Origin of the sequence: Thermoanaerobacterium xylanolyticum LX-11, assembly GCF_000189775.2 — a bacterium.
Lineage (GTDB): Bacteria > Bacillota > Thermoanaerobacteria > Thermoanaerobacterales > Thermoanaerobacteraceae > Thermoanaerobacterium > Thermoanaerobacterium thermosulfurigenes.
Genome location: NC_015555.1, coordinates 1,231,266 through 1,256,696 on the forward strand (window position 1 = coordinate 1,231,266; position 25,431 = coordinate 1,256,696).

Here is a 25,431-nt window from a genome sequence, read left to right on the forward strand (position 1 = left end):
TGTGATTTTAATTTTCATAGATTTGATTGAGATAGATGATGTGAGTCTATATTTGGGCGCTTTATGACTCATTGATATAGTGGCGCAACCGGCATCATTGTCGGGTTTATTTATTTTGGAGGGGCCTTGATGATAAAAAAGAAATTGGGAGATCTTCTTGTGGAAGTTGGTCTTTTAGACGAAAATCAGCTCAATAATGCGATAAAGATACAAAAAAAGACTGGTGAAAAGTTGGGTAAAATTCTTGTAAAAGAAGGATACCTAACAGAGGAGCAGATCATTGAGGCTTTGGAGTTTCAATTGGGCATACCTCATATAGACATGAAAAAGGTATTTATAGATGCTAATGTGGCAAAGCTTATACCTGAGTCAATGGCTAAAAGGCACGTTGCCATACCTATAAAGAAAGAAAACGACAGCATATTTGTCGCAATGGCAGATCCTCTTAATATCTTTGCTATTGATGATATTAAACTTGTCACGAAACTTGATGTAAAGCCATTGATTGCTTCCGAAGATGGTATATTGAAGGCTATTGACAGAGTTTTTGGAAAAGAAGAAGCTGAAAGAGCTGTTCAAGACTTTAAAAAGGAACTAAGCCATGATAACGCTGAAGACGACAGCAATTTATTAAAGGATATTTCAGAAGACGAGATTAACAATGCACCTGCAGTAAGATTGGTAAATTCTATTATCGAGCAAGCGGTGAAAAACCGCGCATCTGATGTTCACATAGAACCTACTGAAAATGACTTAAGAATAAGGTTTAGAATCGATGGTGAATTGCATGAGGCAATGAGGGTATTTAAAAGCACCCAAGGGCCGGTTATCACCAGAATAAAAATCATGGCCAATATGAATATTGCCGAAAGAAGGATACCGCAGGATGGTAAAATCGAAATGAATGCGAGCGGCAAAAATATAGATATAAGAGTTTCTTCTTTGCCTACAATCTACGGCGAAAAGCTCGTGCTTAGGATATTAGATAAAAGCGGTTATATTATAACAAAAGATAAATTGGGGTTAAATAGTGATGATATGAAATTATTTGACAATTTGCTTAAACATCCAAATGGCATAATTCTTCTTACTGGACCTACAGGAAGTGGTAAAACCACGACACTTTATGCTATGTTAAATGAGCTTAATAAACCTGACAAAAATATAATAACTGTTGAAGACCCTGTTGAATATACTCTTGAAGGGCTAAATCAAGTTCAAGTCAACGAAAAAGCTGGCCTTACATTTGCTTCTGCTTTAAGATCGATACTAAGGCAGGATCCAGATATAATAATGATTGGTGAAATAAGAGATAGAGAGACTGCAGAAATAGCCATAAGGTCTTCTATAACAGGTCATCTTGTATTATCTACATTACATACGAATGATTCTGCAGGCGCCATAACAAGGCTTATCGATATGGGGATTGAACCATATCTTATTTCTTCATCTGTTGTCGGTGTTATAGCTCAAAGGTTGGCGAGGAAAATATGCGATAACTGCAAAACAGAATATGATGCTAGCAAAAGAGAAAAGATTATTTTAGGGTTAGATACTGATGAACCACTTAAATTGTACAAATCAAAAGGGTGTGCTGTTTGCAATAAGACTGGTTTTCGCGGCAGAGTTCCTATATATGAGATAATGATAATGACGCCTAAGATAAAAGAGCTTACAAATGAGAAGGCTCCAGCGGATGTAATTTTAAATGAAGCTGTATCAAATGGTATGAATACGCTTAAAGAAAGTGCAAAGAAGCTTGTCCTATCAGGTGTAACTACTGTAGATGAGATGTTACGCCTTACATACGATGATGCTTATTAACATTAAATAATTGCTAAAGGTGATACGATGAAAACAAGTGAACTTCTGGCTATGGTTGTAGAAAAAGGCGCATCTGATTTGCATATAACAGTTGGCGTTCCTCCGGTACTTAGAATTAATGGGCAACTTATAAAACTGGATTTACCTCAATTAACACCTCAAGATACTGAAGAAATAACAAAAGATTTGCTTTCAAGCGATGAGCTAAAAAAACTTGAAGATGCAGGTGATATTGACCTATCGTATTCAGTAAAAGGGCTAGGAAGGTTTAGGATAAATGCTTATAAGCAAAGGGGAACATATAGCCTTGCCATAAGATCTGTCGCTTTGAGAATTCCGACAATTGATGAATTAGGACTTCCAGAAGTGATTAAAGATCTTGCGCTTAAAACCCGTGGTCTCATAATTGTTACAGGGCCTACAGGCAGCGGAAAATCTACGACATTGGCATCTATGATCGATTTAATAAACGAAGAACGTAATTGTCATATATTGACCCTGGAAGATCCTATTGAATATTTGCATAAGCACAAAAAAAGTATAGTAAATCAAAGAGAAATCGGGCATGATGCTTTGTCATACGCCAGTGCATTAAGGGCAGCATTAAGAGAGGACCCTGATGTGATACTGGTTGGAGAAATGAGGGATCTTGAGACGATACAGATAGCTATAACAGCGGCTGAGACGGGGCATCTTGTGTTATCCACTTTACATACCATAGGTTCGGCAAAGACTATCGACAGGATTATAGATGTTTTTCCGCCGCATCAGCAACAGCAGATAAAAGTACAGCTTTCAAATGTCTTAGAAGGGATTATATCGCAGCAATTATTGCCTAAAATAGATAATTCAGGGCGAGTCGTCGCCGTAGAAGTTATGATAGCTACACCTGCAATAAGAAATTTAATAAGAGAAGGGAAGTCATTTCAAATACAATCGATGGTGCAGACAGGGAATAAATTTGGAATGGTGACAATGGATATGTGGATATCGCAGCTATTAAAGAGAAATTTGATTTCTATGGACGATGCACTTACATATTGTGTTGATAGAGAAAACTTTTCTCGATTAGTAGTATAAGATAATGCTTGAAAGGGTGGCTCAGATGCCAACTTATACATATAAGGCAAGGGATATGGATGGAAATCTTATAACAGGCACTTTGGAACTTGATACATTATCGTCATGTGTAGACAGCTTGAAGCAGAAAAACTATTATATATTAGATGTCAAAGAAAAAGTGGAGAAGAAGGATATTTTTGAAAGTATCAATTCTTCACGTAAAGTGAAGGTAAAGGATATAGCTGTGTTTTGCAGGCAGTTTTCTGTTCTCATAAATGCAGGTATTCCTATTGTTGCATCACTTGCTACTTTGTCTGAGCAAGTTGAAAATAAAAGGTTGAAAAAAGCCTTAACTGATGTATATGAAGATGTGCAGAAGGGTAAAACCCTTTCAGAATCAATGAGAAAACATCCAGATGTATTTCCAATGCTTTTATTCAATATGATAGAAGCAGGAGAAGTAAGTGGTACTTTAGACAAAGTATTAAATGAGATGGCTGAACATTTTGAGAAAGAAAACAATTTAAACCAAAAGATAAAATCAGCTTTAGCATATCCTGCGATTGTATCCATCGTTGCAGTATTGGTAGTCGTATTTCTTGTTACAAATGTCCTTCCTACATTTGTAGGCATGTTTAAAAATGCAGGAGCACAATTACCGACGCCGACATTGATACTTTTAGGATTAAGCGATTCTATAGCACATTATTGGTATGTTTATTTAGGGAATATTGTATTATTAATCTTTGTACTTTTAAGAACTATAAAAACAGATAGGGGAAGAGAATTATTTGATTTTTTGATGTTAAAGATACCAATATTTGGCCCACTAAATGTGAAGATCATCACATCAAGGTTTACAAGGACGTTATCAACACTTATAGGTTCAGGGATTCCATTGATGGAATCATTGTCTGTTGTAGAAAAAGTAGTGGGGAATACTGTTGTGGCGAATGGCTTAAAAAAAGCTGAAGAAGAGATAAAAAGGGGAAACGGGCTTGCATTGCCTTTAAAGAAAATCGATATATTTCCGCCAATGGTTATTCAAATGATAAAGGTTGGAGAAGATTCGGGATCGCTGGACAGTATATTAAAGAAAACGGCGGATTTTTACGACAGCGAAGTTGATACAGCCGTATCCCAGATGACTACATTGATTGAACCATTAATAATAGTCTTACTGGCGTCAATAGTAGGATTTATAGTAGTATCCATAGTGATGCCGATGTTCCAGATGTACAATTTTATAGGTCAATAAACAAATTATGGGAAGGGGGTGAAAAGAATGGCATGGTTTGTGAAGGCATTGAATAAAGATGAAAAAGGTTTTACATTGATTGAATTGATTGTAGTAATAGCAATACTTGGAATACTTGCAGCAATCGCAGTACCAAGAGTAACAACATCATTGAATAATGCAAAAAATAATGCAGATCAATCAAATTTAAAAATAGTTCAAAGTGCAGTTGACAGATATTGGGCAGATAACAATGCTTATCCATCTAATTCAGATTTAGATCCAGACAATGAAAGTAGTGTGCTTGTTCCCAAGTATTTAGATAAAATCCCAAGATTAAATAGTGGCTATTTCTCCATAGATAGTAATAGTGGGATTGTTTCTATAGTTAGTCAAAAACCAACTGAATAAAAAGTTCTTTCGGGCACCAATGGTGCCCGCATATACCTATATCAGGAGGCAGAAATGTTTATTCTATATATACTTGTTTTTGTATTTGGTTTAATAATTGGTAGTTTTTTAAATGTAGTCATATACAGACTTCCAAGGAATGAATCAATTGTTTATCCTCCATCACATTGTACAAATTGTGAAAGTGAGTTAAAGCCGTATGATTTAGTTCCCGTAATAAGCTACATATTTCTAAGAGGCAGATGTAGATACTGTGGAAATAGAATATCAATAAGATATCCTATTGTAGAACTTTTAACAGGATTTATATATCTTATTTTGTTTATCTATTTTGGCATATCTATAAAGTCGCTGTCGTATGCATTTTTAGCGTCATTATTAATTGTCATAACATTTATAGATATGGAACATAAGATAATACCAAACAAAGTAATTTTGATAGGATTAATAGCTGGAGCAGCATTTAGAGTGCTGATGTTTAATTATGGATTATGGGACTACATTGTAGGCTTTTTAATAGGAGGCGGAGTGCTTCTTCTTATATCTTTATTGTCAGGAGGAGGAATGGGTGGTGGAGATATAAAACTTATGGCTATGATTGGTCTTTTTATAGGCTGGAAGCTTACTATATCAACGCTTTTTCTGGCAGTTGTATTAGGTGCTATTGGCGGCATCGCCATGATTTTGTTTAAAATTAAGACAAGAAAAGATTACATACCTTTTGGACCTTATATAAGCATTGCCTGTTTGATTTCTATTTTATATGGATATGATTTGTTGAATATGTATATAAAACTTATAAGAGGTTGAGGCAATGCGATACATGAAAGCAAATGAGAGTGGATTGACTCTGATAGAGTTAATAACGGTAGTGTCGATATTTTCTATTATTGTCTTGATAGCAGTTCCAAAGACAGATTTCTTTAATGCCAAAACTTCGGAAATGCGCCTAAAAATGTTGGCATACGAGCTTATCAGTGATATAAGGTATGTTCAATACAAAAATATTTATGAAAACGAAAGCTTGTATTTAACCATACAGACTGATCATAAAGGGTATTACATAAATAAACCAGGTACAATGGTAAAAAGAGTAAAGACAAAGAAGTTTCCTGATGGAATAACTATGTACAGCGACAATTCAGCACAAATATCCTTTTCAAATCAAGGAGCTCCAATACCTGGTGGCTGCACTATAAGCTTATTAAATTCAAATAAAAGGTTAGACATAACCATTTTGCCTGCTACAGGAAGAGTAATGATAAAGGGGAATTATTGAGGTGAAGCAAATTGAAATATTTAAAGAATGCTTTTGGCATGACGCTTATTGAAGTCCTTGTAGCAATAGCTTTATTTTCAATTGCAGCTATACCTCTATTAGGTGTGTTCCGTGAATCAGTAATTACAAATGCAGATTCTAAAATAAGAACAAAGGAAGCTACAATAGCTCAAAGCATAGCAGAAGACATAAAAGCGGGAAATATAAAGAATAACAATGATTTGCAAAAAAAAATATTTCCAGAAATTCAAGAGGGATATTATTTATCTGTACCTGAAAATCCTCAATCTATTGGAAATGGACTTATGAAATACAAGTTTCAAGTCAATTATCAGTACAAAACAAATCTAGTCTATACGCTTTATGTAGTTGCACCTGCAACAAATGTCACCACATACATACCACCAACTGTTAATATCCCAAGTGGAAGTACTATTAATTATAGGGATATATCTAATATATTTACTGTTTTTGCGTGGGGGGCATTAGCTGCAATATTATTCTTATATCCTATTGTTAAATTAAATTTAGTTAGTGCTTTTAGCATAGTATTTGGAACTATTGTTGATGCAATTGATTTGTGGAAAATCTTTCAATTTCCATACATATTGAAAGATGGTTATACTTTAAAGACAATTGCAGATGAGATATCTGCTAAAATTGGGAATATAAACTTTCCGCCAGCATTGCAGTGGTGGGATCCTAATTTCGACTGGAGATGGTTATTTGATCCTACGAAATGGAAATAAAGGTTTTACACTAATTGAACTTTTGGTTGTATTGTCCTTAATAGGACTTATAGTATCAATATATGCTTCGCTGTATTATTCTGGATATAAAACATATTCAAACGTAGTTAATAATTCTGATGTGGAGCAGAATGTTAGATATGCTATGACGTACATTATGAATAAGGTTAATCAATGTTCTGACAAAAGTAAAATTGCCCCATATAGCATCAATGGATATACAGGAATAAAGATTGATGATAAAAACATTATTCTTTACAATAGTCAATTACATAAGCTGTTTGATTATTTAAACAATGGAAACGAAATAGCTACAAATATATATGATTTTTCTGTTACTCTTTCTCCTGATGGAACTATTATTAATGTTAAAATAGTTGGTCAAAAAAGCGATGGTACAGGTAAGATTACATTGGAGTCAGATATATATTTAAGGAAGTGAAATATTTTTAATGGATGATAAAGGTTCTGCCTTAATATTTACGTTGATTATAATACTTATATTGTCTGTGCTTGCATTGTCTATTTTAGATATTTCTTTATTTGAATATAAAACTTCTTATGCATATGGAAATTCAATAGTAGTTAATAACGCCGCAGAATCCGGATTAGATATGGCAAAAGGCGTATTTAATAAAAGTTTATTTGACAATTTAAATAGTTTGATAAATAATACGGTTAATACATTAATAAATGAATATAGTTCTTTGATACCGCCTCAAACGGTTCCAAGAGAGGTTATGTATGAAGCGATATATCAAGCAGTAAGGCAATACCTTGAAAATAATGTTTTTAATGTGTATCAAAATTATCAATTTTATTTAGATGATAAAAATACTATTGCTGTAACTATTTCATATATAAAAATAGTCGATTTGCAGCCTTTTGACGGGACAAATATTTTGCCTAAATATACAATAAGAATAGAAACTATAGGAACTTTTAAGAATTTAAAAAGATACGGACATGCATTGATTGTTCTTGATCTAAATAAATCTGGCAATCCAATTACTATCAGTAGTTGGATTATCGACAATACACCACCATTAAATTAAAGGAGAGATTAGAAATGGAGTTAAAAAATTATATGGAAGAAGCAGTTAAAGATGTTATCGACAATGTATTAAAAGATTTAGATGTATGTAAATGCGGCAAATGCAAACTTGATATAATGGCATTAACGTTAAACAATTTGCCTCCGAAATATTATGACACAGAGAAAGGTGAGGTATACACAAAAGTCAATGAATTGAAAAGGCAATTTGAGGTAGATATCATTAGTCAGATCACGAAAGCTGCTTTTTACGTTAATCAACATAAGCGCCATGGAGAGGATCTTAGATGATAGGTATCGATATAGGCAGTTTTTACACTAAAATTGGCAGTTGTGATAAAAAAAATGATAAATTAAATAATATGGTACTGGAAAAAACACCTCAAAATTGCATTAGAAATGGATATTTAAGTGATATAAATTTATTGTCTGACTTTTTGAATGAAACATTAAAAAAGAAATTTGCAAAGGAAAAGAAATTGTCTTTTTGCATTTCAAGCACAGATATAATAATTAGAGAAATAATAATGCCATTTATGAAAGATGATGAATTAAAGAATGCTTTAAAATATGAAATTGATCAGTATATACCTAATTCAGATGATTATATTGTTGACTATAAGCAGATTGAGCATGATGAAGATGGTAAAAAGATAAAAACAATTATTGTGGCAGCACCGAAAGAAATGATATTCGGGTATTTGAAATTAGCTAAGGGATTGAAATTTCGCTTGGAAGTTATAGATATATATAGCAATTGTATTTATAAGTCGATAAAAAAATTATGTAAACCAACAGGAAGTACGTCTGTAATAAATATTGGTGCAGAGTATACAGATATTACGATAATAAATGAAGGTAAATATGCATTTAGCAGGATAGTAAAATTCGGAGGAAATGATATAAATGAGATAATTGCCAATACATACGATACAGACTTTAAAACTGCTGAAGAATATAAAAGGGAAAAACCTTTTTTTATAGATAATGAAGATTATGCTGGCCTTAGAGAGAACACTGAAAAATACGTAAACAGTAAACTGAGTGAAATATCAAGAGTGTTTGATTTTTTTGAATCATCGTACCATAAAAGTATAAATGAGATTTTTCTAATTGGTGGAACTACAAGACTTACAGGGCTTAAAAGATATATAGAAGATTATTTTAAGATACCTGCTTTAAGCAATGATGACGATTTATATACATATTTTATGCCTGTGTTTGGTTCTTTGATTAGGGGGGAGTAATTTGAAAGACATCAATCTTATACCAGATGAAATAAAATTACTTGACGAAAAAAGGAAAAGAAGTACATTTACCATGATAGGCTTTTTGATTGTGGCTTTTGTGCTAATTTTTATTTTGCTTTTGCCAAGTATGTATATCAATAATTTAGAAAAGCAAAAGTCTACCTTAAACAACCAATTAAATAGTTTAAAAGCAAAGAAAGACATGTATTCAACTATTAAAAGCAAAGAAAATTATTATTCACAAAAAGAAAAAATAATAAAATATTTATCTGATAAAAAATTGAATATGACAGAAATTTTAAATGACATCTCGGCTAATATTCCAGAAAATGTTTCAATTAAGGATATGAAATTTAATGGGAGTGTGTTGGAAATAACAGGTGATTCTTATATGAACAAATATTTATCGGATTTTATGTTGAATTTGAGAAAATTAAAATATGTAGATGATGTTAATCTCTTAGACACAAAGAAATCTGATAGTGGTTTGATTCAATATACTTTGCAAATTAAGCTTAAGGTGGTATAATTATATGAAATTGACAACGAGAGAAAAAATGCTAATAGGTGTATTGTTTATTGTCGCCTTCTTTGGTTTATATTATCAGTTTGTTTTGACAAAACAACTGGTGGTTATAAATAAATTAAGGCGTGATGTTATGAGTTTGCAGACAGAGGTGAATGATTACAATACATTAAGTGTAGATAAAATGAAAAACCGCTTATCAGAGATTGATAGTCAAATTGAAATATGCAATGAGGAACTTCCTGATTATGAAAATATTGAAGATTTTGTAGTTTTGCTTGATGATGCAATTACTAAAACTGGCGTAAATTTTGAGGAGTTGAATTTTAATTCAACTGATAATCAATTACAGAGTCCTGAAAATCAAACAAATAATAACAAAATCAGCAAGACAAAATATGTAGAAATTCCTGTCAATATAAAAGTTGCAGGCGACTATTCAAAAATATCGAATTTTATTGAAGAAGTACAATCAATGCAAAGGCTTAACAATATAAAATCATTTGAGATAAGTAAAGACAATGAATCTAATAATTTGCTACTTAATATAGATATTGTGATATATTCTATGAGCAAAAAAGGCGGAAGTAATTTGAATCCACGTGAAGCAAGTGGGAAAAGTGATCCATTTAAATCATTAGTTGAAGTGAATAATGGAAATCAAAATACAAACGCCAATTCAAATAATCAGAATTCTTTGCAAGGAATTGATATAAACAAAATTATTTCAGATAGTATAAACAGTGCAATAAACAATGTTTCTAAAATTGCACCACCTACACCAACAAATAAGCAGTAAGAAAGTTATGCGTATTGGAGGATAAAATTTTAATGAAGAACATCGCATTAACCGGATTTATGGCTACAGGAAAGACAGTTGTTGGCAAAAGAGTTGCCGATATTTTAAGTTTTGGCTTTATTGATACTGACGATTTGATTGAAAAAATTTCAGGCATGAAGATTACGGAAATTTTCGATAAATACGGTGAAAAATATTTTAGGGGAATTGAAAAAATTGCTGTTGCAAGAGCTTCCAGACTAAAAAATCATGTTATATCAACAGGTGGTGGTGTTGTATTAAATCCTTCTAATATAGTGCAATTGAGGAAACATGGTGTAGTTATATGTTTAAAGGCGAATCCGGAGGTAATTTTAAGAAATATTGGTAATAATGATAAAAGGCCTATACTTGCTAACGGTGATGTGTATGAAAAGATAAAAGCTCTTTTAGCGGAAAGACAGCACTATTATGAGTTTGCAGATTATACTATAGATGTTTCAGATATGTCTATAAATGATGTAGCTTTGACAGTAGTAGATGTATATTCGAAATTAAAAACAAGATAAAAAGTCGAGGGCAGAGGAATATGAAAATTGTCGTGAAAATCGGAACAAGTACATTGACTTATGAAAATGGAAAGTTGAATTTAGAGATGATGGAAAAAATTGTACGACAAATATCTAATTTACAAAATAAAGGCGATAAAGTTGTTCTTGTGACATCTGGTGCCATTGGAGCTGGAATGGGCAAACTAAATATTTTGAAAAGACCTAAAACATTGCCGGAAAAACAATCATTGGCGGCAATTGGACAAGGATTGCTAATCGGACTGTATGAAAAATTTTTTAATGAATATGGGAAGACTACAGCTCAGCTATTGCTTACAAGGGATGATTTTTCTATAAGAGAAAGGTATTTAAACATAAGCTATACATTATCAAATTTATTAAGGTACAATGTAGTCCCAATCATAAACGAAAATGATACTGTTACTGTAGATGAAATAAAAATAGGAGATAATGATACGCTATCAGCGCTTGTAGCAAGCATCATAGAAGCGGATCTATTAATTATATTGACTGATATTGAGGGGCTATATGATAGAGACCCTAAAGTAGATGGAGCTAAGCTGATAGATGTGGTTCATGATTTTTCTGATGCGCTTTTTGAAATTGCTGGAGGTTCTGGTACAAATTTTGGCACGGGTGGTATGTATACAAAGATTCAAGCAGCAAAAATTTGTTACAACGCAGGTGTCCAAATGGTAATTGCCAATGGCAAGCTTGATAATGTTTTAAATAAAATTGCAGCAGGTGAAAGAATAGGGACAGTTTTTATGCCTGCTAAAAATCCTATCAGCAATAGAAAGGTTTGGATCGCATTTAATGCACAATTGTCAGGTAAGCTAATTATTGACGGTGGGGCAAGACAGGCCATACTTGAAAATGGAAAAAGTCTATTGCCAAGTGGTATTATATCAACTGATGGAGAATATTCTGTAGGGGATTGTGTGTCAATATATGATAAGGATGGAAAAGAGATTGCAAGAGGTTTGATTAATTATACATCTGATGAAGTTAACAAAATAAAAGGTTTAAAATCGACCGATATAGACAAAGTTTTAGGATATAAAAATTACGATGAAGTCGTCCACAGAGACAATTTAGTTGTCATAGTTTGACTTAATAGTGTATAATAAGGTGTTGTGTAAGGAGGATTAGAAATATGGAAGTTGATTTAAAGGCCGATGTTGCCAAGAAGGCATCAAGAATACTTGCAATTCTTGATGAAAACATTAAAAATGAAGCGCTTAAAAATATGGCTTTGAAGCTTGTGGAAAATAAGCGCGAAATATTAGAAGCAAACGAAAAAGACGTCTCAATTGCAAAAACCAAGGGCGTAAAAGAATCATTAATTGATAGGCTTAAGTTAGACGAAAAGCGGATAGAAGGTATGGCAAATGGACTTAGAGAGATAGCCATGTTACCAGATCCTGTTGGGGACATAGAAGAAATGTGGAAAAGGCCTAATGGTCTTCAAATCGGGAAAATGCGCTGTCCAATTGGAGTTATAGGTATAATTTACGAATCTAGGCCAAATGTAACAGCCGATGCTGCAGGGTTATGTTTGAAATCGGGAAATGCAGTTATTTTAAAAGGTGGTAGTGATGCAATAAACTCCAATATAGCCATTGTTAATGTTATTTCAAGCGCTGCAGAAGAATGTGGTATTCCCAAAGGAGCTATTCAACTTATTGAGAATACAGACAGAGAAGAAGTAAATCGCATGATGAAATTAAATGGTAAGATAGATTTAATTATACCAAGGGGTGGTGCGAATCTAATACAAAATGTTATACAAAATTCAACGGTACCTGTTATTGAAACTGGAGTGGGAAATTGTCACGTGTTTGTTGATTCACATGCTGATTTTGAAAAAGCTATCAATATCATTGTAAATGCTAAAACACAAAGACCTGGTGTATGTAATGCTATTGAGACAGTTCTTGTCCATAAAGATTTGGCGGAAAACTTTTTGCCCTCTATGGTGAATAAACTTACATCTTTAGGTGTAGAAATACGAGGTTGTAGCATTACAAAATCCATCTGTCCAGATGTGAAAGAAGCGACTGAAGACGATTGGAAAACAGAATATTTAGATTTAATACTGGCTGTTAAAGTCGTAGAAAGTATTGATGAGGCTATTGACCACATAGCTAAGTATTCTTCAGGTCATTCTGAAAGTATTATTACAGAAAACTATACAAATGCGATGAAATTTTTGAAATCAGTTGATTCAGCAGCGGTATATGTAAATGCATCTACAAGATTTACTGATGGTGGAGAGTTTGGATTTGGCGCTGAAATAGGCATTAGCACACAAAAAATGCATGCACGAGGTCCGATGGGGCTTAAAGAATTGACCACGTACAAATATGTAATTTTAGGAAATGGTCAGATAAGAGAATAAATTTTAAAGTGAGGTTTTTAATATGAAGAGAGTTCTTATTATACATGGGCCGAATTTGAATCTTACGGGTAGCAGAGAGATAAGCATTTACGGAGAGGTAAGTTTTGATGAAATAAACAATATAATTAAAAGAGAAGCTTCAAAGCTTGATTTGGCTGTTAAAATACAGCAGTCTAATAGCGAAGGTGAGATCATAGATTTTATTCATTCTGCAAAGAATAATTTTGATGCTATAATAATAAATCCTGGTGCTTACTCACATTATAGCTATGCAATAATGGATGCAATAGGTGCCATAGATATACCAGTAATAGAGGTGCATCTTTCAAATATACAAAAGAGAGAAGACTTTCGACACGTTTCTGTGACTGCTACTAAATGTCTTGGGCAAATATCAGGGTTTGGACCTTTTAGCTATGTTTTGGCTTTAAATGCGGTTAAGTTATTAGAAGATAATTTAAAGGAGTGATATTTTGAAAAACAGATTAAATGAAGCGAAAAATTTGTTAGTTGAAAAGGGATTAGATGGTTTTTTGATTTTTAAACCTGTAAATGTAACATATTTGACTGGATTTACAGGTGACGATAGCGTTGCTATTGTAGGTCTCAATGAGTCTTATTTTATTACAGACTCAAGGTATACTGAGCAGGCTTCTTATGAAATTAAAGGATTTAAAATAGTTGAACACAAATCGGATATTTTTGAAGCGATAAGAGATTGTATATCAAATATGGGTATTGACAAACTTGGATTTGAGGGAAACTACATAACTTTTGAACAGTACAATAAATTGAAAGACATTTTACAAGTAGAGTTAAAACCTGAAAATGGCTTTGTGGAATCTTTAAGAGAGATAAAAGATGAGACAGAAATAGAAAATATCAAAAAGGCACAGTATATTACAGATGAAACTTTTAAATACTTTCTGAGTTTTATAAAGCCTGGGATGAGAGAAAAAGATGTGGCTTTAGAAATGGAATATTACATGAAAAAGCTTGGAGCAGAAGAAAAGTCGTTTGACTTTATAGTTGCATCTGGCAAAAGGTCTTCGATGCCGCATGGAAAAGCTTCTGATAAAATCATCGAATATGGCGATTTTGTGACATTTGATTATGGGTGCAAGGTAAATGGATATTGTTCTGACATGACAAGAACTGTGGTCATCGGAAAAGCGAATGACAAGCAGCGAGAAATCTACAATGTAGTTTTAGAAGCGCAGATAAATGCGATCAATAATTTAAAAGCTGGCATGATAGAAAAAGATGGTGACTATCTTGCAAGAAAGGTAATCATAGATAAAGGCTATGGTGATTATTTTGGTCATTCATTAGGCCATGGCGTAGGATTAGAGATACATGAAAATCCTTTTATGGGTCCCAAAAAGACGAATTTATTAAAAGCTGGAATGGTTGTTACAGTTGAACCAGGGATATATATTCCTAATTTCTCTGGCGTTAGAATAGAAGATATGGTATTATTAAAAGAGGATGGCGTTATAGATTTGACAAATTCGCCAAAGGAATTAATTGAAGTTTAACTAATGATGGAGGGATTTTAATTGGTATCAGCAGGAGAATTCAGAAAAGGAATGACTATTGACATTGATGGTCAAGTTTTTACGGTTGTGGACTTTCAACACGTAAAACCTGGAAAAGGAGCTGCCTTTGTTAGAACAAGGTTGAAAAACGTCATAACAGGTGCTGTTGTAGAGAGAACTTTTAACCCCACTGAAAAAGTTGACGAGGCAGTCATAGAAAGAAAAGATATGCAGTATCTTTACAATGACGGCAATCTATACTACTTCATGGATACTGAGACATATGAACAAATTCCTTTGAATTACGAAAAAGTCGAAGATGCCATGAAATTTTTAAAAGAGAATATGATAGCAACAATAAAATTCTATAAAGGTGAGGCCTTTTCAGTAGAACCTCCTACTTTTGTAGAATTAGAAGTTGTTGAAACGGAACCTGGATTTAAAGGCGATACTGCAACAGGTGGTTCAAAACCTGCTAAAGTTGAAACAGGAGCTATCATTCAAGTTCCGCTGTTTGTAAATCAAGGCGATGTTATAAAGATTGATACGAGGACATCAGAGTATCTGGAAAGAGTATAGTTTTGCACATTTTAAAAAATAATAGTAAAGGAGGAGGTATGTAAAATGGAGTACTTGTATGAGCGCATATCGTATTTAAGAGGCTTAGTAGATGGGTTGGAAATTGATGAAAAATCAAAGGAAGGCAAAGTATTAATTGCCATCATTGATGCGCTGGAGGACTTTGCAGATGCTATTAATGATCTTGAGGCCTCACAATCAGAACTTGATGATTATGTAGGTGCCATTGATGAAGATTTGTCAGAAGTAGAAGATGAAATATACGATGATGAATCTGATGATGAGTACGATTATGTTGAAGTTGAATGTCCCAACTGTCACATGCTGATGAGTGTAGAAGATGAGCTTTTAGACGATGAAGACGCGGAAATTGTCTGCCCTCATTGCAATGAGACAGTTAATGTAAAAGATGTAATAATATATGAAGATGATGACAAAGAATAGCTGTTAAAATCAAATAGCGCAAAATGCTCACTAAATTATTTAGTGGGCATTTTTTTATTCATAAATATTTATGCTTCTAAATATAATTTTTGTAGAGAGGAGGACATGTAATGATAAACAAAAGCAAAAATTACGACGAGCTATTGTATTCTCTACCGTTGAATATCAGAAGCATAATTATCAAGTTAAGCGATCATTTGAAAGAAGGATTGGAGGAAATAAGGCTTAGAATTGATAGACCGTTGACGGTTTATGCGAATAATCAAGAAAGGTTTTTATCTGCGGATGGAAATGTAGTTAATTCCCCAAATTTAGCGTATATAGTTACAAATGAAGACTGCGATAAAGCATTGCAGCTTATCTCCAAATCATCCATATATGCTTTTGAGAATGAGCTGAGAAATGGATACATTACTATAAAAGGTGGATATAGAGTAGGAATATGTGGTAAATGTGTCCTTGACGGTGAATCTGTAAAGACAATTGTAAATGTATCTGGCCTCAATTACAGAATAATGCGTCAATGTATTGGTTCTTCAGATGAAATAATGAGGTACATTGTAAAATATCCGGAAGTAGTGAATAATACGTTGATAATTTCGCCTCCGCAATGCGGCAAAACAACGCTTATAAGAGATATAGCTCGCAATATTAGCAATGGAATGCCTGAATTGAATTTTCATGGAGAGAAAGTATCAATTGTAGATGAAAGATCAGAAATAGCTGCATGTTTTAAAGGCATTCCGCAAAACGATGTAGGATACCGAACGGACGTATTAGACTTATGTCCAAAACATATTGGCATTTTAATGATGATAAGATCTATGTCACCAAAAGTTATAATAACTGACGAAATAGGTAAAGTTGAAGATATAGCATCTATTCACGAAGCACTTAATGCAGGAGTAAGCATAATTACGACAGTCCATGGAAATGACGTAGAAGATGTGGCGAGGAAAAAGTACATTGATGAAATGTTAAATAATAGAGAATTTGATAGGTATGTGATTTTAAGCCGTAAATTAGGAGCAGGCACTATAGAAGCCATTCTTGACAGAGATTTTAATGTGATTTTTAAAGGCCCTTATAGAAAGGAATGCAAGACAATATGCTGAAGATCGTTGGAATGGTTTTAGTTTTAATTTCCTCTGCTATGATAGGTTATATGAAATCACTTGAATATACATTAAGACGACAAACGTTAAGGTCTTTTTTATCCAGCCTAAATTTACTCATAACTGAAATAACTTACAGCCAAGTAACATTGTCTGAAGCATTTGCCAAGTTATCTGAAACATCGGAATCAGGCGTAGGAAGATTTTTTTTATTAGTATCTCAAATTTTAAATTCTAATGAAGGGTATACGGCTGGTGAAGCGTGGGAAATTGCATTTAATAAGGTTGAGAACATAAATTTAAGTCAAGATGACATAAAAATACTAAAATCGTTCGGCAAAGGCCTCGGGAATTCAGATATATATAATCAAGAAAAGAATTTTAAATTGACTTCCGAGTTATTAAAAAAACAGCTTATTGATGCTGAGGAATCAAGCAGAAAAAATGAAAAATTGTATAAAAGCCTTGGCATATTGATAGGAATTGCTGTAGTTATCATATTTCTATAGAGGGAGGTAGTGATTTTGAGTATAGATATAATTTTTAAGATTGCTGCAATCGGAATCTTAGTTACTGTTCTTAATCAGATTCTTATAAGGTCTGGGAGAGAGGAACAAGCCATGATGGTTACATTAGCAGGAGTAGTAGTTGTGTTAATGATGGTAATTACAATGATCAACAATCTATTTACTGCCGTAAAAACGATATTCCAGTTATATTGAATATATTAGCAAACGAAAGGAAATCTTTTATGGAAATCATTCAGATTGTAGCAATTGGTATCATATGTGTAATAATCCTTTCACTGTTTAGAGAGAATTTTGAAGATGTTGCGATCATAATAAGTTTATCCGCCAGCATACTTATATTTTTTATCATAGTTCCAAAAATCAGCAACATAATAACGGTTTTAAATACAATTGCAGACAAAAGCGGCATAAACAGCATCTACGTAAAAACAATTCTTAAAATAATAGGAGTTGCATATATTGCAGAATTAGGAGTTCAGATTTCTAATGATGCAGATGAAAAAAATATAGCTACAAAGATCGAATTAGCAGGGAAAATAATAATCATTTTTTTATCTCTTCCAATTATTATAGCATTGGTGGACACTATTGTCTCCATACTGCCTTGAGGTGATAAACATGAGAAAAGCTTTATGTTTAATTTTCATATTAATAACAATATCAATGCTTCCAATAAGGATTTACGCTGACACAAAAGACGATTTATACAGCCAAATAAGCAGTGCAGATACCAGTCAAATTGACTCATTGATCAAGGGAATAAATGAGAAGAATGGCAATGCGTTTCAAATAACAGACGTTAAAACATATTTGTACAATCTTTTAAATGGAAAGGAGACATTTAGCGTTAAAAACATTGTCAATGGTGTACTAAGTATTTTTTTTAATGAAGTCAAAGCATCCGTTGAAATTTTAGTACAGCTTATCCTATTATCAATTATCGGTGCTGTACTAACTAATTTAGAAAATTCGTTTGAAAATGGAGGCATAAGTCAAGTAGCCCATATGGCTGTCTACATTGTATTAGTTATAGTTGCGATTAAAAGCTTTATGAGCGTTTTAAATATTGGAAAAGATGCGATAGATAGTATGGTCAATTTTATGCAGGCAATACTGCCAGTTTTGATTACTATGTTGGCTTCGGTTGGTGCTTTTGTATCTGCTTCCTTTTTTCAGCCAGCATTGATAATGATTGTTGAATTTACAGCCAAAGAAATAAGAGATATTATTCTTCCTGCAATTTTATTTATGACAGCAATTAGGATAATAAGTAGAATTTCTGATAAATTTACTTTAAACAAACTCGCCGATTTATTTAAAACAATTTGTACAGCGTCAATTTCAATATTGCTAAGCATTTTTATAGGTGTTTTAACGATTCAAGGCATTACATCATCTTTAGCGGATGGGGTAATTTCGCGAACAACTAAATACGCAGTAGGAACATTTCTGCCAGTTGTAGGCAGTATATTATCTGACAGCATAGATACAATTATGAGTGCATCGCTTCTAATAAAGGGTGCAATAAGCACTTTTGGATTAATAGCCATAATCTTAATGGCTATAGTACCAATCATCAAAATATTTTCAGTAATGATTATATACAAACTTTCTGCCGCAGTTGTAGAACCAATTGCCGACAAAAAAATAGTTGATTTTTTGTCTGATATTTCAACATCTGTGGCATATGTATTTGCTGCATTAGTATCTGTAACCGTAATGATGTTTTTAGCCATAACAGCCGTAATTAACGCATCAAGTATTAGTGTCATGATGAGATAGGTTACAAAGGGGATGGATTTCTTGGATGAAGTAAAAAGTTGGATAATTCAAATAGCATATATTTCAATATTAGCTATAATATTTGAACTTTTGATACCATCATCAAGCATGAAAAAATACGTAAAGATAGTAATAGGTTTAACAATCATGATTGCGATCATAAATCCAGTATTAGGATTTATTAAAAGCGGTATTAATATAAATAATGCCTTGGAAAAAGAGTATAACTATAATAATGTAGACATAAGTGGAATGACTAAACAAGCGGAGATAGAAAGGAATAAACTTATAGTCGATGAGTATAAAAAAAGGCTAAATGATCAGATAAAAGAGAGAATATTATCTATGGTAAGTGCTTCTGATGTAGAGGTGGAATCATCAATAATTGACAATTTAAATGATAAGAGCTTTGGATTAGTAAAAGAAATCAATATAACAATTTTTAATGACAAAAATGAAACATCAAACGGCAGCGGGAATATTTCAATTGAAGTGAGTAAAGCAAATGAAAAGACGAGTAAGATTGATAACATCAAAAACGATTTAAGTAAATTCTATAATGTACCATTAAAGAATATAACTATAGAGGAAAGATAAAATGAAAGGGGGATAAAATTGTGGATTTTAATAAACTAAAGCAAAAAATTTTAAAAGCTGATAATAAGACTATACAAGATTTGACTGTAATTTTCATTATTGGTTTGATTATCTTGATTGGGGCCAGCATCTTTTTTAAGCCTAAACCAACAAATAAAAGTTCAGATAAACAAATGGTTGAAGCGCAAATCACAAATGAAGATTATGCGAGTAAATTGGAATCGGAATTAAAGGAAATACTATCCAGAATTCACGGAGCAGGCAATGTAGATGTGCTTGTCACTTTAGACTCTGATGAAGAAATAGTAGCAGCTATGGATACAGTACAATCAGAAACTACCACTAACGAAAAGGACAGCAATGGAGGCACGAGGACAACCATTCAAAGTGAGACGGATAACAAAATTGTTACTTCACAAAATACCAGTGGAGAAAATCAACCTATGATATTGAAAAAAGTAATGCCTGAGGTAAGGGGTGTTGTCGTCGTCGCTGATGGTGCAAAAGATCCAAATGTTCAATATGAACTTATGACGGCTGTTGAGACAGCATTGGGCATTCCCGCATATAAAGTTAAAGTCGTATCTTCAAAATAAAATTTAGGAGGGTTTATTATGATGTATTTAAAGAAAAAATCTATAGCAATAGCATCATTGGTCTTGCTTATAGCGATAGCTTTTGTAATCAATTATAATTATCAAAACGGAATTAATAAAAATACTTCAAGCAAAAATAGCTTAAATTCACAATTGATGGATAATAGCAAGGTTTCTAATTCTTCATCTACAAATGATCAGTCTGAAGCAGCAACAACATTATCTAATGGATTGTTTGCTTCATATAGGCAGGACAGGGATATTAACAGAAGCCGTAGTTTAGAAGCTTTACAAGAGATAGTAAATAACAAGAATACAAGCCAGGAAACGCGGGATGAAGCTCAAAAACAGATTATCAAGTTGACAGAGACGAATCAGAAGGAATTGATATTAGAGAATTTGATCAAAGCAAAGGGATTTCAAGACGCCATAGTTTTGATTGACAACAATACTGCAAATGTGATAGTGCAAGCTGATAAATTATCGGCACAGGAAGTTGCAAAAATACAAGATGTTGTATCTCAACAAACAGGTTTTCCTCTTGACAACATAAAAATAATGAATAGAATGAATTAGTCATAATTGTAAAATATTTGATTGTCTGATATAATATCTATTGAAAGGAAGTGTTATTATGGAAGAAAATATAAGCCAAGAACTTGAATTTGGAACGATTAAAATATCAGATGATGTTGTTGCTGTTATAGCTGGGTTAGCTGCTACAGAAGTTCCTGGTGTTGCAGGAATGAGCGGTGGAGTTGTCAATGGAATAACTGAAATGTTAGGACGAAAGAATTTGTCAAAAGGTGTGAAGGTACAAGTTGGTGAAAAAGAAGCGGCCATTGATTTGTACATCGTAGTTGACTATGGTGTTAGAATACCTGAAATAGCTTGGAATGTTCAAGAAAATGTTAAGAAGGCAATAGAAACAATGACAGGACTTAAAGTTGTAGAAGTAAACATACATATTCAAGGAGTAAACATGGAAAAAGAACAAAAATCCAAAGAGCCTCCAAAAGAAAATAAATGATATTTAAACCCTCTTAATGTAGAGGGTTAATTTTAATGGGTAAAATTACGATTAGAGGAGTTGAAAAATGTGAACAGAACGCAAGCTCGAGAATGGTTAGTAAAACTATTATATCAATACGATATATCGAAGTTGGAGCCACAAAAAATTTTCGATAAATTCCTTGAAGACAATGATCCAGAGGATGAGAAAGACTATATAGAAAATACGTTTTTTGGAGTAATTAAAAATGTTGATAATATTGATGAAAAAATTAAAAAATATCTTAAAAATTGGGATATTAATAGAATAGCAAAAATTGATTTAGCAATAATGCGGTGCAGTTTCTATGAAATACTGTATTCTACTGATATACCAAGCAGTGTTTCTATTAATGAAGCAGTGGAAATTGCTAAGAAGTACAGCACTGAGAAATCGCCGGCTTTTATAAACGGAATTTTGGGAAATTTAGTAAGGGATATTATTGGCGGTGATGCAAATGGTGATTGATGGCAGAAATATTGCGAAATCAATAAGAGAAAAAGTAAAGTCTGAAATATTTGAAAAAAATTACCATCCAAAACTTGCGATTCTCGTTGCTGGAAATGATGAAGCTTCATTGATATACGCGAATACTAAAATTAAAGCTTGTGCAAATGTAGGTATTGATGCTTATACGTATTTCTTTACCAATGATGAAGAAGATAAATTTTTAAAGAAATTAGATGAGTTAAATACAGATGATAGCATTCATGGTATAATGATAGAAATGCCTCTTCCAAAATCGTATGATGCACAAAGAATTTACGATCTTATTAATCCTATAAAAGATGTAGATTGCATATCGACATACAACATGGGACGCTTATTTTCGGGTAATCCTCTTTATTTGCCATGCACACCTTATGCTATCCTGACGATTTTGAAAAGTTTGGATGTTGAGTACACCGGAAAACATGCTGTTGTCGTTGGAAGAAGCAATATATTGGGAAAACCGGTTGCCAAATTGATGCTGGATCTTGACATGACGGTTACTCAATGCCATTCAAAAACATTGAATTTAGAGGAGTATACTAAAACGGCGGATGTATTAGTATTAGCAGTAGGGAGGAGAAATCTTGTAGGTGGCCAGATGGTAAAAAAAGGAACTATAGTGATTGATGCTGGAATAAATGAGTACAATGGCGAGATTTACGGCGACTGTGATTTTCAAAGTGTAGAGAGTTTATGCAGCTATATAACACCGGTTCCTGGCGGAGTTGGCCCTGTGACCACATCCATTGTTTTGTCAAATACATTGGAGGCATATAAAAATGTTATTAAAAACTCTAACGGTAAAACAAGTTAATGATTATTTAAAAAATATAGTTGCAGGTGATATAATATTAAAACATGTAATGGTAAAAGGCGAAATATCGAATTTGCATTTTAGAGGACAAGCACTGTATTTTACATTAGTTGATGAGTATTCCTCTTTAAAATGTGTTGTTTTTGAAGATTATATTGATAACATAAATGTAGAAGTAAAAAATGGAATGTCTGTAATTGTAACAGGTAAAGTTTACGTTTATGAGAAAAGCAGTTCGTTTCAATTGCATGTTTTTAATATTGAAGTTGAAGGATTAGGTTCTCTTTTTTTATCTTTTGAGAGATTGAAGCAAAAACTTAAAAGTGAAGGTTTATTTGATTTAGATAAGAAAAAGAATCTTCCTAAAAATCCTAAAAAAGTTGCGGTGATTACATCACCTTCAGGTGCGGCTGTTCACGATATTATAAATATTTTAAGAAGAAGAAAGCCGTCGATAGATATCATGATGGTTCCAATATTAGTTCAGGGGAATAAAGCTTCGTCAGAAATTGTAGATGCCATTATAAAGGTCAACAAAAGAAGTGATATTGATTTAATTATTTTAGGTAGAGGCGGTGGGTCATTTGAAGATCTCTACCCATTTAATGATGAAATAGTAGCGAGAGCCATTTATAACTCCAGAATACCCGTAATATCTGCTGTGGGGCATGAAACTGATTTTACGATATCTGACTTTGTTGCAGATTTGAGAGCACCAACACCATCTGCAGCGGCAGAATTGGCGGTGACTGATGTTAATTTTTACAACGAAAAAATTAAAAACTATAGAAGAAGTTTATATCGCTATATGTTGTCAATAATTGATAAAAAGAGGCATCGCCTCGATAATCTAAAGAAGCTTCTAATAGGCAAAAACCCAATTATCAAAAATCGACAGATGAAAGAACGCTTAGACACCTTAAATAGAATTATGGAGGACAGCATTTATAAAATATTAAGAGACAAAAAACTTCAATATGTAAATCTTATAGAGAAGTTAAATACTTTGAGTCCACTAAATGTCTTAAAGCGTGGATACACGATGACGATGGATAAAGACAAAAACAATTTAGTCACAAAGGCTAATGATATTTCAGCAGATGATAAAATATACCTTTTGTTTGAAGATGGTGAAGCACTTTGTACTGTTAATGAGGTGATGAGATATGAGCGAAAATATGGACTTTGAAAAAAGTATGGACAAGTTAGATGATATTGTAAAAAAATTAGAGGATGGCAATCTGCCTTTAGAAGAATCTTTTAAACTATTCAAAGAAGGTCTTGAATTATCTCAAAAATTGAATAAAGCGCTAAACGATATTGAAGGTAAAATAACGATGCTTATTAACGAAAATGAAGAAATACCATTTAATTTTGAGGAGGACAAAGATGTTTGATGACATTCTTAGAGAAAAGATAGAATATATTAATAAAGGGTTAAATGAATTTTTATCATTAACAGATAGGCCAGAAGTCTTGTTTGAAGCTATGAAGTACAGTGTTTTTGCTGGTGGCAAAAGGCTTCGACCTGTACTTTGTATATCTGCTTGCGAATTAGTTGGTGGAAATAAAGAAGATGCACTGCCAGTTGCGTGTGCAATAGAATTTATACATACTTATTCGCTAATTCACGATGATTTGCCAGCAATGGACAATGATGATTTAAGGCGTGGAAAACCTACAAATCACAAAGTCTATGGTGAAGCGATTGCTATTCTTGCTGGTGATGCTTTACTAAATTATGGGTTTGAAGTTTTAATTCAACAAGCATTGAACTCAAATAAAAGTCAAAATATTTTAAAGGCTGCTGACGAAATCGCTCGTGCGGCAGGGTGCCGCGGAATGATAGCAGGGCAAGTTGTAGACTTACTGTCAGAAAACAAAGAAATTGGCGAATATGATTTGAAATTCATGCATGACCATAAAACAGGTGCTTTAATAAAAGCTTCAATTTTAGCAGGAGCGATAATAGGTGGTGCAGATGCTGCTACTTTAAAAAAATTGAGCAGTTATGCAGAATATTTAGGATTTGCATTTCAGGTAAAAGATGATATATTAGATGTCCAAGGAGATGAAGCAAAACTTGGGAAAGATATTGGAAGTGATATAGCGAATGGAAAATCAACGTTTGTAAGTGTATTGGGACTACAACGCTCTGTAGAACTTGTAAATGAGTTGACTGAAAAAGCAATTAGCATATTAAACGATTTTGGAAACAAAGGTGAATTTCTAAAAAGTCTTACCAAATACATGGCAGAGAGAGATAGTTAAAGCATAAGACAGCATAAATTAAATTGATATGTACAGCGTGTTTTTATACGATACATTTTGCTCTTAGCAGAAAAACTTGAACAATTATTATATTTGATACAGATAGATAAAAATGTTATAATCAATATCGACATGAAGTGGTGCAGTATCCTAGTCGGTATTGTTAATTCCGAAGACGGGCCTAAAAATCCGTTAAAGGCATATCGATGAAGTTCCTGGTGCTGGCTTTTGATGCCCAATCGAGGGCTTGTGCTGGGAGTTAAGAAAAGAGGGGCAACCTGCAATGGCATGTGGGCCTTGACCCCCTTTTCGTGGAGACCTATTTCCGTGGTATAATGTGCTACGGCATAGGGTGAACCTACCATGCGGTAATAAAGCTGTGGGTAGTGTAGCCTGCCTTGAGTGATTAAGGTGGATATCAGACTGAACTTTAACTTAATGAGCTCTTAAGTTAAAGCTATTGCTGATGAAACCTTAGT

General features: G+C 33.1%; 34 protein-coding genes. All 34 read left to right on the forward strand.

All coding sequences use genetic code 11. From position 1 onward, the window contains the following. The first annotated feature begins 129 nt into the window (after window positions 1-129). Window positions 130-1,824 carry a GspE/PulE family protein gene (locus THEXY_RS05940; protein ID WP_013787930.1) on the forward strand — a complete coding sequence of 565 codons (1,695 nt, stop codon included), beginning with the start codon at window positions 130-132 and terminating at the stop codon, window positions 1,822-1,824. A gap of 27 nt (window positions 1,825-1,851) precedes the next feature. Then, on the forward strand, window positions 1,852-2,904 hold the full coding sequence (locus THEXY_RS05945; RefSeq protein WP_013787931.1) for a type IV pilus twitching motility protein PilT: 1,053 nt from the start codon (window positions 1,852-1,854) through the stop codon (window positions 2,902-2,904). Window positions 2,905-2,929: 25 nt separating this feature from the next. Beyond that, window positions 2,930-4,144, forward strand: coding sequence for a type II secretion system F family protein (locus THEXY_RS05950; RefSeq protein ID WP_013787932.1), 1,215 nt, complete (start codon window positions 2,930-2,932; stop codon window positions 4,142-4,144). A gap of 27 nt (window positions 4,145-4,171) precedes the next feature. Further along, window positions 4,172-4,534 carry a type II secretion system protein gene (locus THEXY_RS05955; protein WP_013787933.1) on the forward strand — a complete coding sequence of 121 codons (363 nt, stop codon included), beginning with the start codon at window positions 4,172-4,174 and terminating at the stop codon, window positions 4,532-4,534. A gap of 54 nt (window positions 4,535-4,588) precedes the next feature. Further along, window positions 4,589-5,344, forward strand: coding sequence for a prepilin peptidase (locus THEXY_RS05960; RefSeq protein WP_013787934.1), 756 nt, complete (start codon window positions 4,589-4,591; stop codon window positions 5,342-5,344). A gap of 4 nt (window positions 5,345-5,348) precedes the next feature. Continuing rightward, window positions 5,349-5,813, forward strand: coding sequence for a pilus assembly FimT family protein (locus THEXY_RS05965; protein ID WP_013787935.1), 465 nt, complete (start codon window positions 5,349-5,351; stop codon window positions 5,811-5,813). A gap of 11 nt (window positions 5,814-5,824) precedes the next feature. After that, window positions 5,825-6,562 (forward strand): prepilin-type N-terminal cleavage/methylation domain-containing protein, encoded by a 738-nt coding sequence (locus THEXY_RS12370; RefSeq protein WP_013787936.1) that lies wholly within the window; start codon window positions 5,825-5,827, stop codon window positions 6,560-6,562. After that, a complete protein-coding gene (locus tag THEXY_RS05975) occupies window positions 6,540-7,004 on the forward strand; it encodes a prepilin-type N-terminal cleavage/methylation domain-containing protein (protein ID WP_013787937.1) in 465 nt (154 codons plus the stop codon). The genes THEXY_RS12370 and THEXY_RS05975 overlap by 23 nt, the downstream gene beginning before the upstream one ends. 10 nt (window positions 7,005-7,014) lie before the next feature. Further along, a complete protein-coding gene (locus tag THEXY_RS05980; RefSeq protein WP_013787938.1) occupies window positions 7,015-7,617 on the forward strand; it encodes a hypothetical protein in 603 nt (200 codons plus the stop codon). Window positions 7,618-7,631: 14 nt separating this feature from the next. After that, window positions 7,632-7,907, forward strand: a complete 276-nt coding sequence (locus tag THEXY_RS05985) for a late competence development ComFB family protein (RefSeq protein WP_013787939.1) — start codon at window positions 7,632-7,634, stop codon at window positions 7,905-7,907. After that, window positions 7,904-8,863, forward strand: coding sequence for a pilus assembly protein PilM (pilM, locus tag THEXY_RS05990; protein ID WP_013787940.1), 960 nt, complete (start codon window positions 7,904-7,906; stop codon window positions 8,861-8,863). The genes THEXY_RS05985 and pilM overlap by 4 nt, the downstream gene beginning before the upstream one ends. Window position 8,864: 1 nt before the next feature. Next, complete coding sequence (locus THEXY_RS05995; RefSeq protein ID WP_013787941.1) at window positions 8,865-9,395, forward strand: PilN domain-containing protein; 531 nt, start codon at window positions 8,865-8,867, stop codon at window positions 9,393-9,395. Between the two features lie 4 nt (window positions 9,396-9,399). Then, complete coding sequence (locus THEXY_RS06000) at window positions 9,400-10,191, forward strand: type IV pilus inner membrane component PilO (RefSeq protein ID WP_013787942.1); 792 nt, start codon at window positions 9,400-9,402, stop codon at window positions 10,189-10,191. 32 nt (window positions 10,192-10,223) lie between these two features. Beyond that, window positions 10,224-10,739: a shikimate kinase gene (locus THEXY_RS06005; protein WP_013787943.1), complete on the forward strand. Its 516-nt coding sequence runs from the start codon at window positions 10,224-10,226 to the stop codon at window positions 10,737-10,739. Window positions 10,740-10,759: 20 nt separating this feature from the next. After that, a complete protein-coding gene (gene proB / locus THEXY_RS06010) occupies window positions 10,760-11,854 on the forward strand; it encodes a glutamate 5-kinase (RefSeq protein WP_013787944.1) in 1,095 nt (364 codons plus the stop codon). A gap of 35 nt (window positions 11,855-11,889) precedes the next feature. Beyond that, window positions 11,890-13,143, forward strand: coding sequence for a glutamate-5-semialdehyde dehydrogenase (locus tag THEXY_RS06015; RefSeq protein ID WP_268257780.1), 1,254 nt, complete (start codon window positions 11,890-11,892; stop codon window positions 13,141-13,143). A gap of 22 nt (window positions 13,144-13,165) precedes the next feature. Then, entirely contained in the window at window positions 13,166-13,612 is a 447-nt protein-coding gene (gene aroQ / locus THEXY_RS06020) for a type II 3-dehydroquinate dehydratase (RefSeq protein WP_013787946.1), read from the forward strand. Between the two features lie 4 nt (window positions 13,613-13,616). Continuing rightward, the gene (locus THEXY_RS06025) at window positions 13,617-14,681 is read left to right on the forward strand and encodes a M24 family metallopeptidase (RefSeq protein ID WP_013787947.1); all 1,065 of its coding nucleotides are present in this window, start codon (window positions 13,617-13,619) and stop codon (window positions 14,679-14,681) included. 21 nt (window positions 14,682-14,702) lie between these two features. After that, entirely contained in the window at window positions 14,703-15,260 is a 558-nt protein-coding gene (efp, locus tag THEXY_RS06030) for an elongation factor P (protein ID WP_013787948.1), read from the forward strand. Between the two features lie 45 nt (window positions 15,261-15,305). Continuing rightward, a complete protein-coding gene (locus THEXY_RS06035) occupies window positions 15,306-15,704 on the forward strand; it encodes a CD1247 N-terminal domain-containing protein (protein WP_013787949.1) in 399 nt (132 codons plus the stop codon). A gap of 110 nt (window positions 15,705-15,814) precedes the next feature. Next, a complete protein-coding gene (spoIIIAA, locus tag THEXY_RS06040) occupies window positions 15,815-16,819 on the forward strand; it encodes a stage III sporulation protein AA (RefSeq protein WP_013787950.1) in 1,005 nt (334 codons plus the stop codon). Continuing rightward, window positions 16,813-17,328: a stage III sporulation protein SpoIIIAB gene (gene spoIIIAB, locus THEXY_RS06045; RefSeq protein WP_013787951.1), complete on the forward strand. Its 516-nt coding sequence runs from the start codon at window positions 16,813-16,815 to the stop codon at window positions 17,326-17,328. The genes spoIIIAA and spoIIIAB overlap by 7 nt, the downstream gene beginning before the upstream one ends. A 15-nt stretch (window positions 17,329-17,343) precedes the next feature. Further along, a complete protein-coding gene (spoIIIAC, locus tag THEXY_RS06050; RefSeq protein ID WP_013787952.1) occupies window positions 17,344-17,541 on the forward strand; it encodes a stage III sporulation protein AC in 198 nt (65 codons plus the stop codon). Window positions 17,542-17,570: 29 nt separating this feature from the next. Then, a complete protein-coding gene (gene spoIIIAD, locus THEXY_RS06055) occupies window positions 17,571-17,957 on the forward strand; it encodes a stage III sporulation protein AD (protein WP_013787953.1) in 387 nt (128 codons plus the stop codon). A gap of 10 nt (window positions 17,958-17,967) precedes the next feature. Further along, a complete protein-coding gene (spoIIIAE, locus tag THEXY_RS06060; protein WP_013787954.1) occupies window positions 17,968-19,131 on the forward strand; it encodes a stage III sporulation protein AE in 1,164 nt (387 codons plus the stop codon). Window positions 19,132-19,143: 12 nt separating this feature from the next. Further along, on the forward strand, window positions 19,144-19,728 hold the full coding sequence (spoIIIAF, locus tag THEXY_RS06065; RefSeq protein ID WP_013787955.1) for a stage III sporulation protein AF: 585 nt from the start codon (window positions 19,144-19,146) through the stop codon (window positions 19,726-19,728). A gap of 20 nt (window positions 19,729-19,748) precedes the next feature. Next, window positions 19,749-20,324 (forward strand): stage III sporulation protein AG, encoded by a 576-nt coding sequence (gene spoIIIAG / locus THEXY_RS06070; protein WP_013787956.1) that lies wholly within the window; start codon window positions 19,749-19,751, stop codon window positions 20,322-20,324. Between the two features lie 18 nt (window positions 20,325-20,342). After that, on the forward strand, window positions 20,343-20,900 hold the full coding sequence (locus THEXY_RS06075) for a SpoIIIAH-like family protein (RefSeq protein WP_013787957.1): 558 nt from the start codon (window positions 20,343-20,345) through the stop codon (window positions 20,898-20,900). A gap of 58 nt (window positions 20,901-20,958) precedes the next feature. Beyond that, a complete protein-coding gene (locus tag THEXY_RS06080) occupies window positions 20,959-21,354 on the forward strand; it encodes an Asp23/Gls24 family envelope stress response protein (RefSeq protein ID WP_013787958.1) in 396 nt (131 codons plus the stop codon). Window positions 21,355-21,423: 69 nt separating this feature from the next. Beyond that, window positions 21,424-21,843, forward strand: a complete 420-nt coding sequence (gene nusB / locus THEXY_RS06085; RefSeq protein WP_013787959.1) for a transcription antitermination factor NusB — start codon at window positions 21,424-21,426, stop codon at window positions 21,841-21,843. Next, a complete protein-coding gene (locus THEXY_RS06090) occupies window positions 21,833-22,681 on the forward strand; it encodes a bifunctional 5,10-methylenetetrahydrofolate dehydrogenase/5,10-methenyltetrahydrofolate cyclohydrolase (RefSeq protein WP_013787960.1) in 849 nt (282 codons plus the stop codon). The genes nusB and THEXY_RS06090 overlap by 11 nt, the downstream gene beginning before the upstream one ends. Continuing rightward, entirely contained in the window at window positions 22,647-23,870 is a 1,224-nt protein-coding gene (gene xseA / locus THEXY_RS06095) for an exodeoxyribonuclease VII large subunit (RefSeq protein WP_013787961.1), read from the forward strand. Before THEXY_RS06090 ends, xseA begins: the two co-directional genes overlap by 35 nt. After that, window positions 23,848-24,078, forward strand: a complete 231-nt coding sequence (xseB, locus tag THEXY_RS06100) for an exodeoxyribonuclease VII small subunit (protein WP_013787962.1) — start codon at window positions 23,848-23,850, stop codon at window positions 24,076-24,078. Before xseA ends, xseB begins: the two co-directional genes overlap by 23 nt. Beyond that, a complete protein-coding gene (locus THEXY_RS06105; RefSeq protein ID WP_013787963.1) occupies window positions 24,071-24,952 on the forward strand; it encodes a polyprenyl synthetase family protein in 882 nt (293 codons plus the stop codon). Before xseB ends, THEXY_RS06105 begins: the two co-directional genes overlap by 8 nt. The last annotated feature ends 479 nt before the right edge of the window (window positions 24,953-25,431 follow it).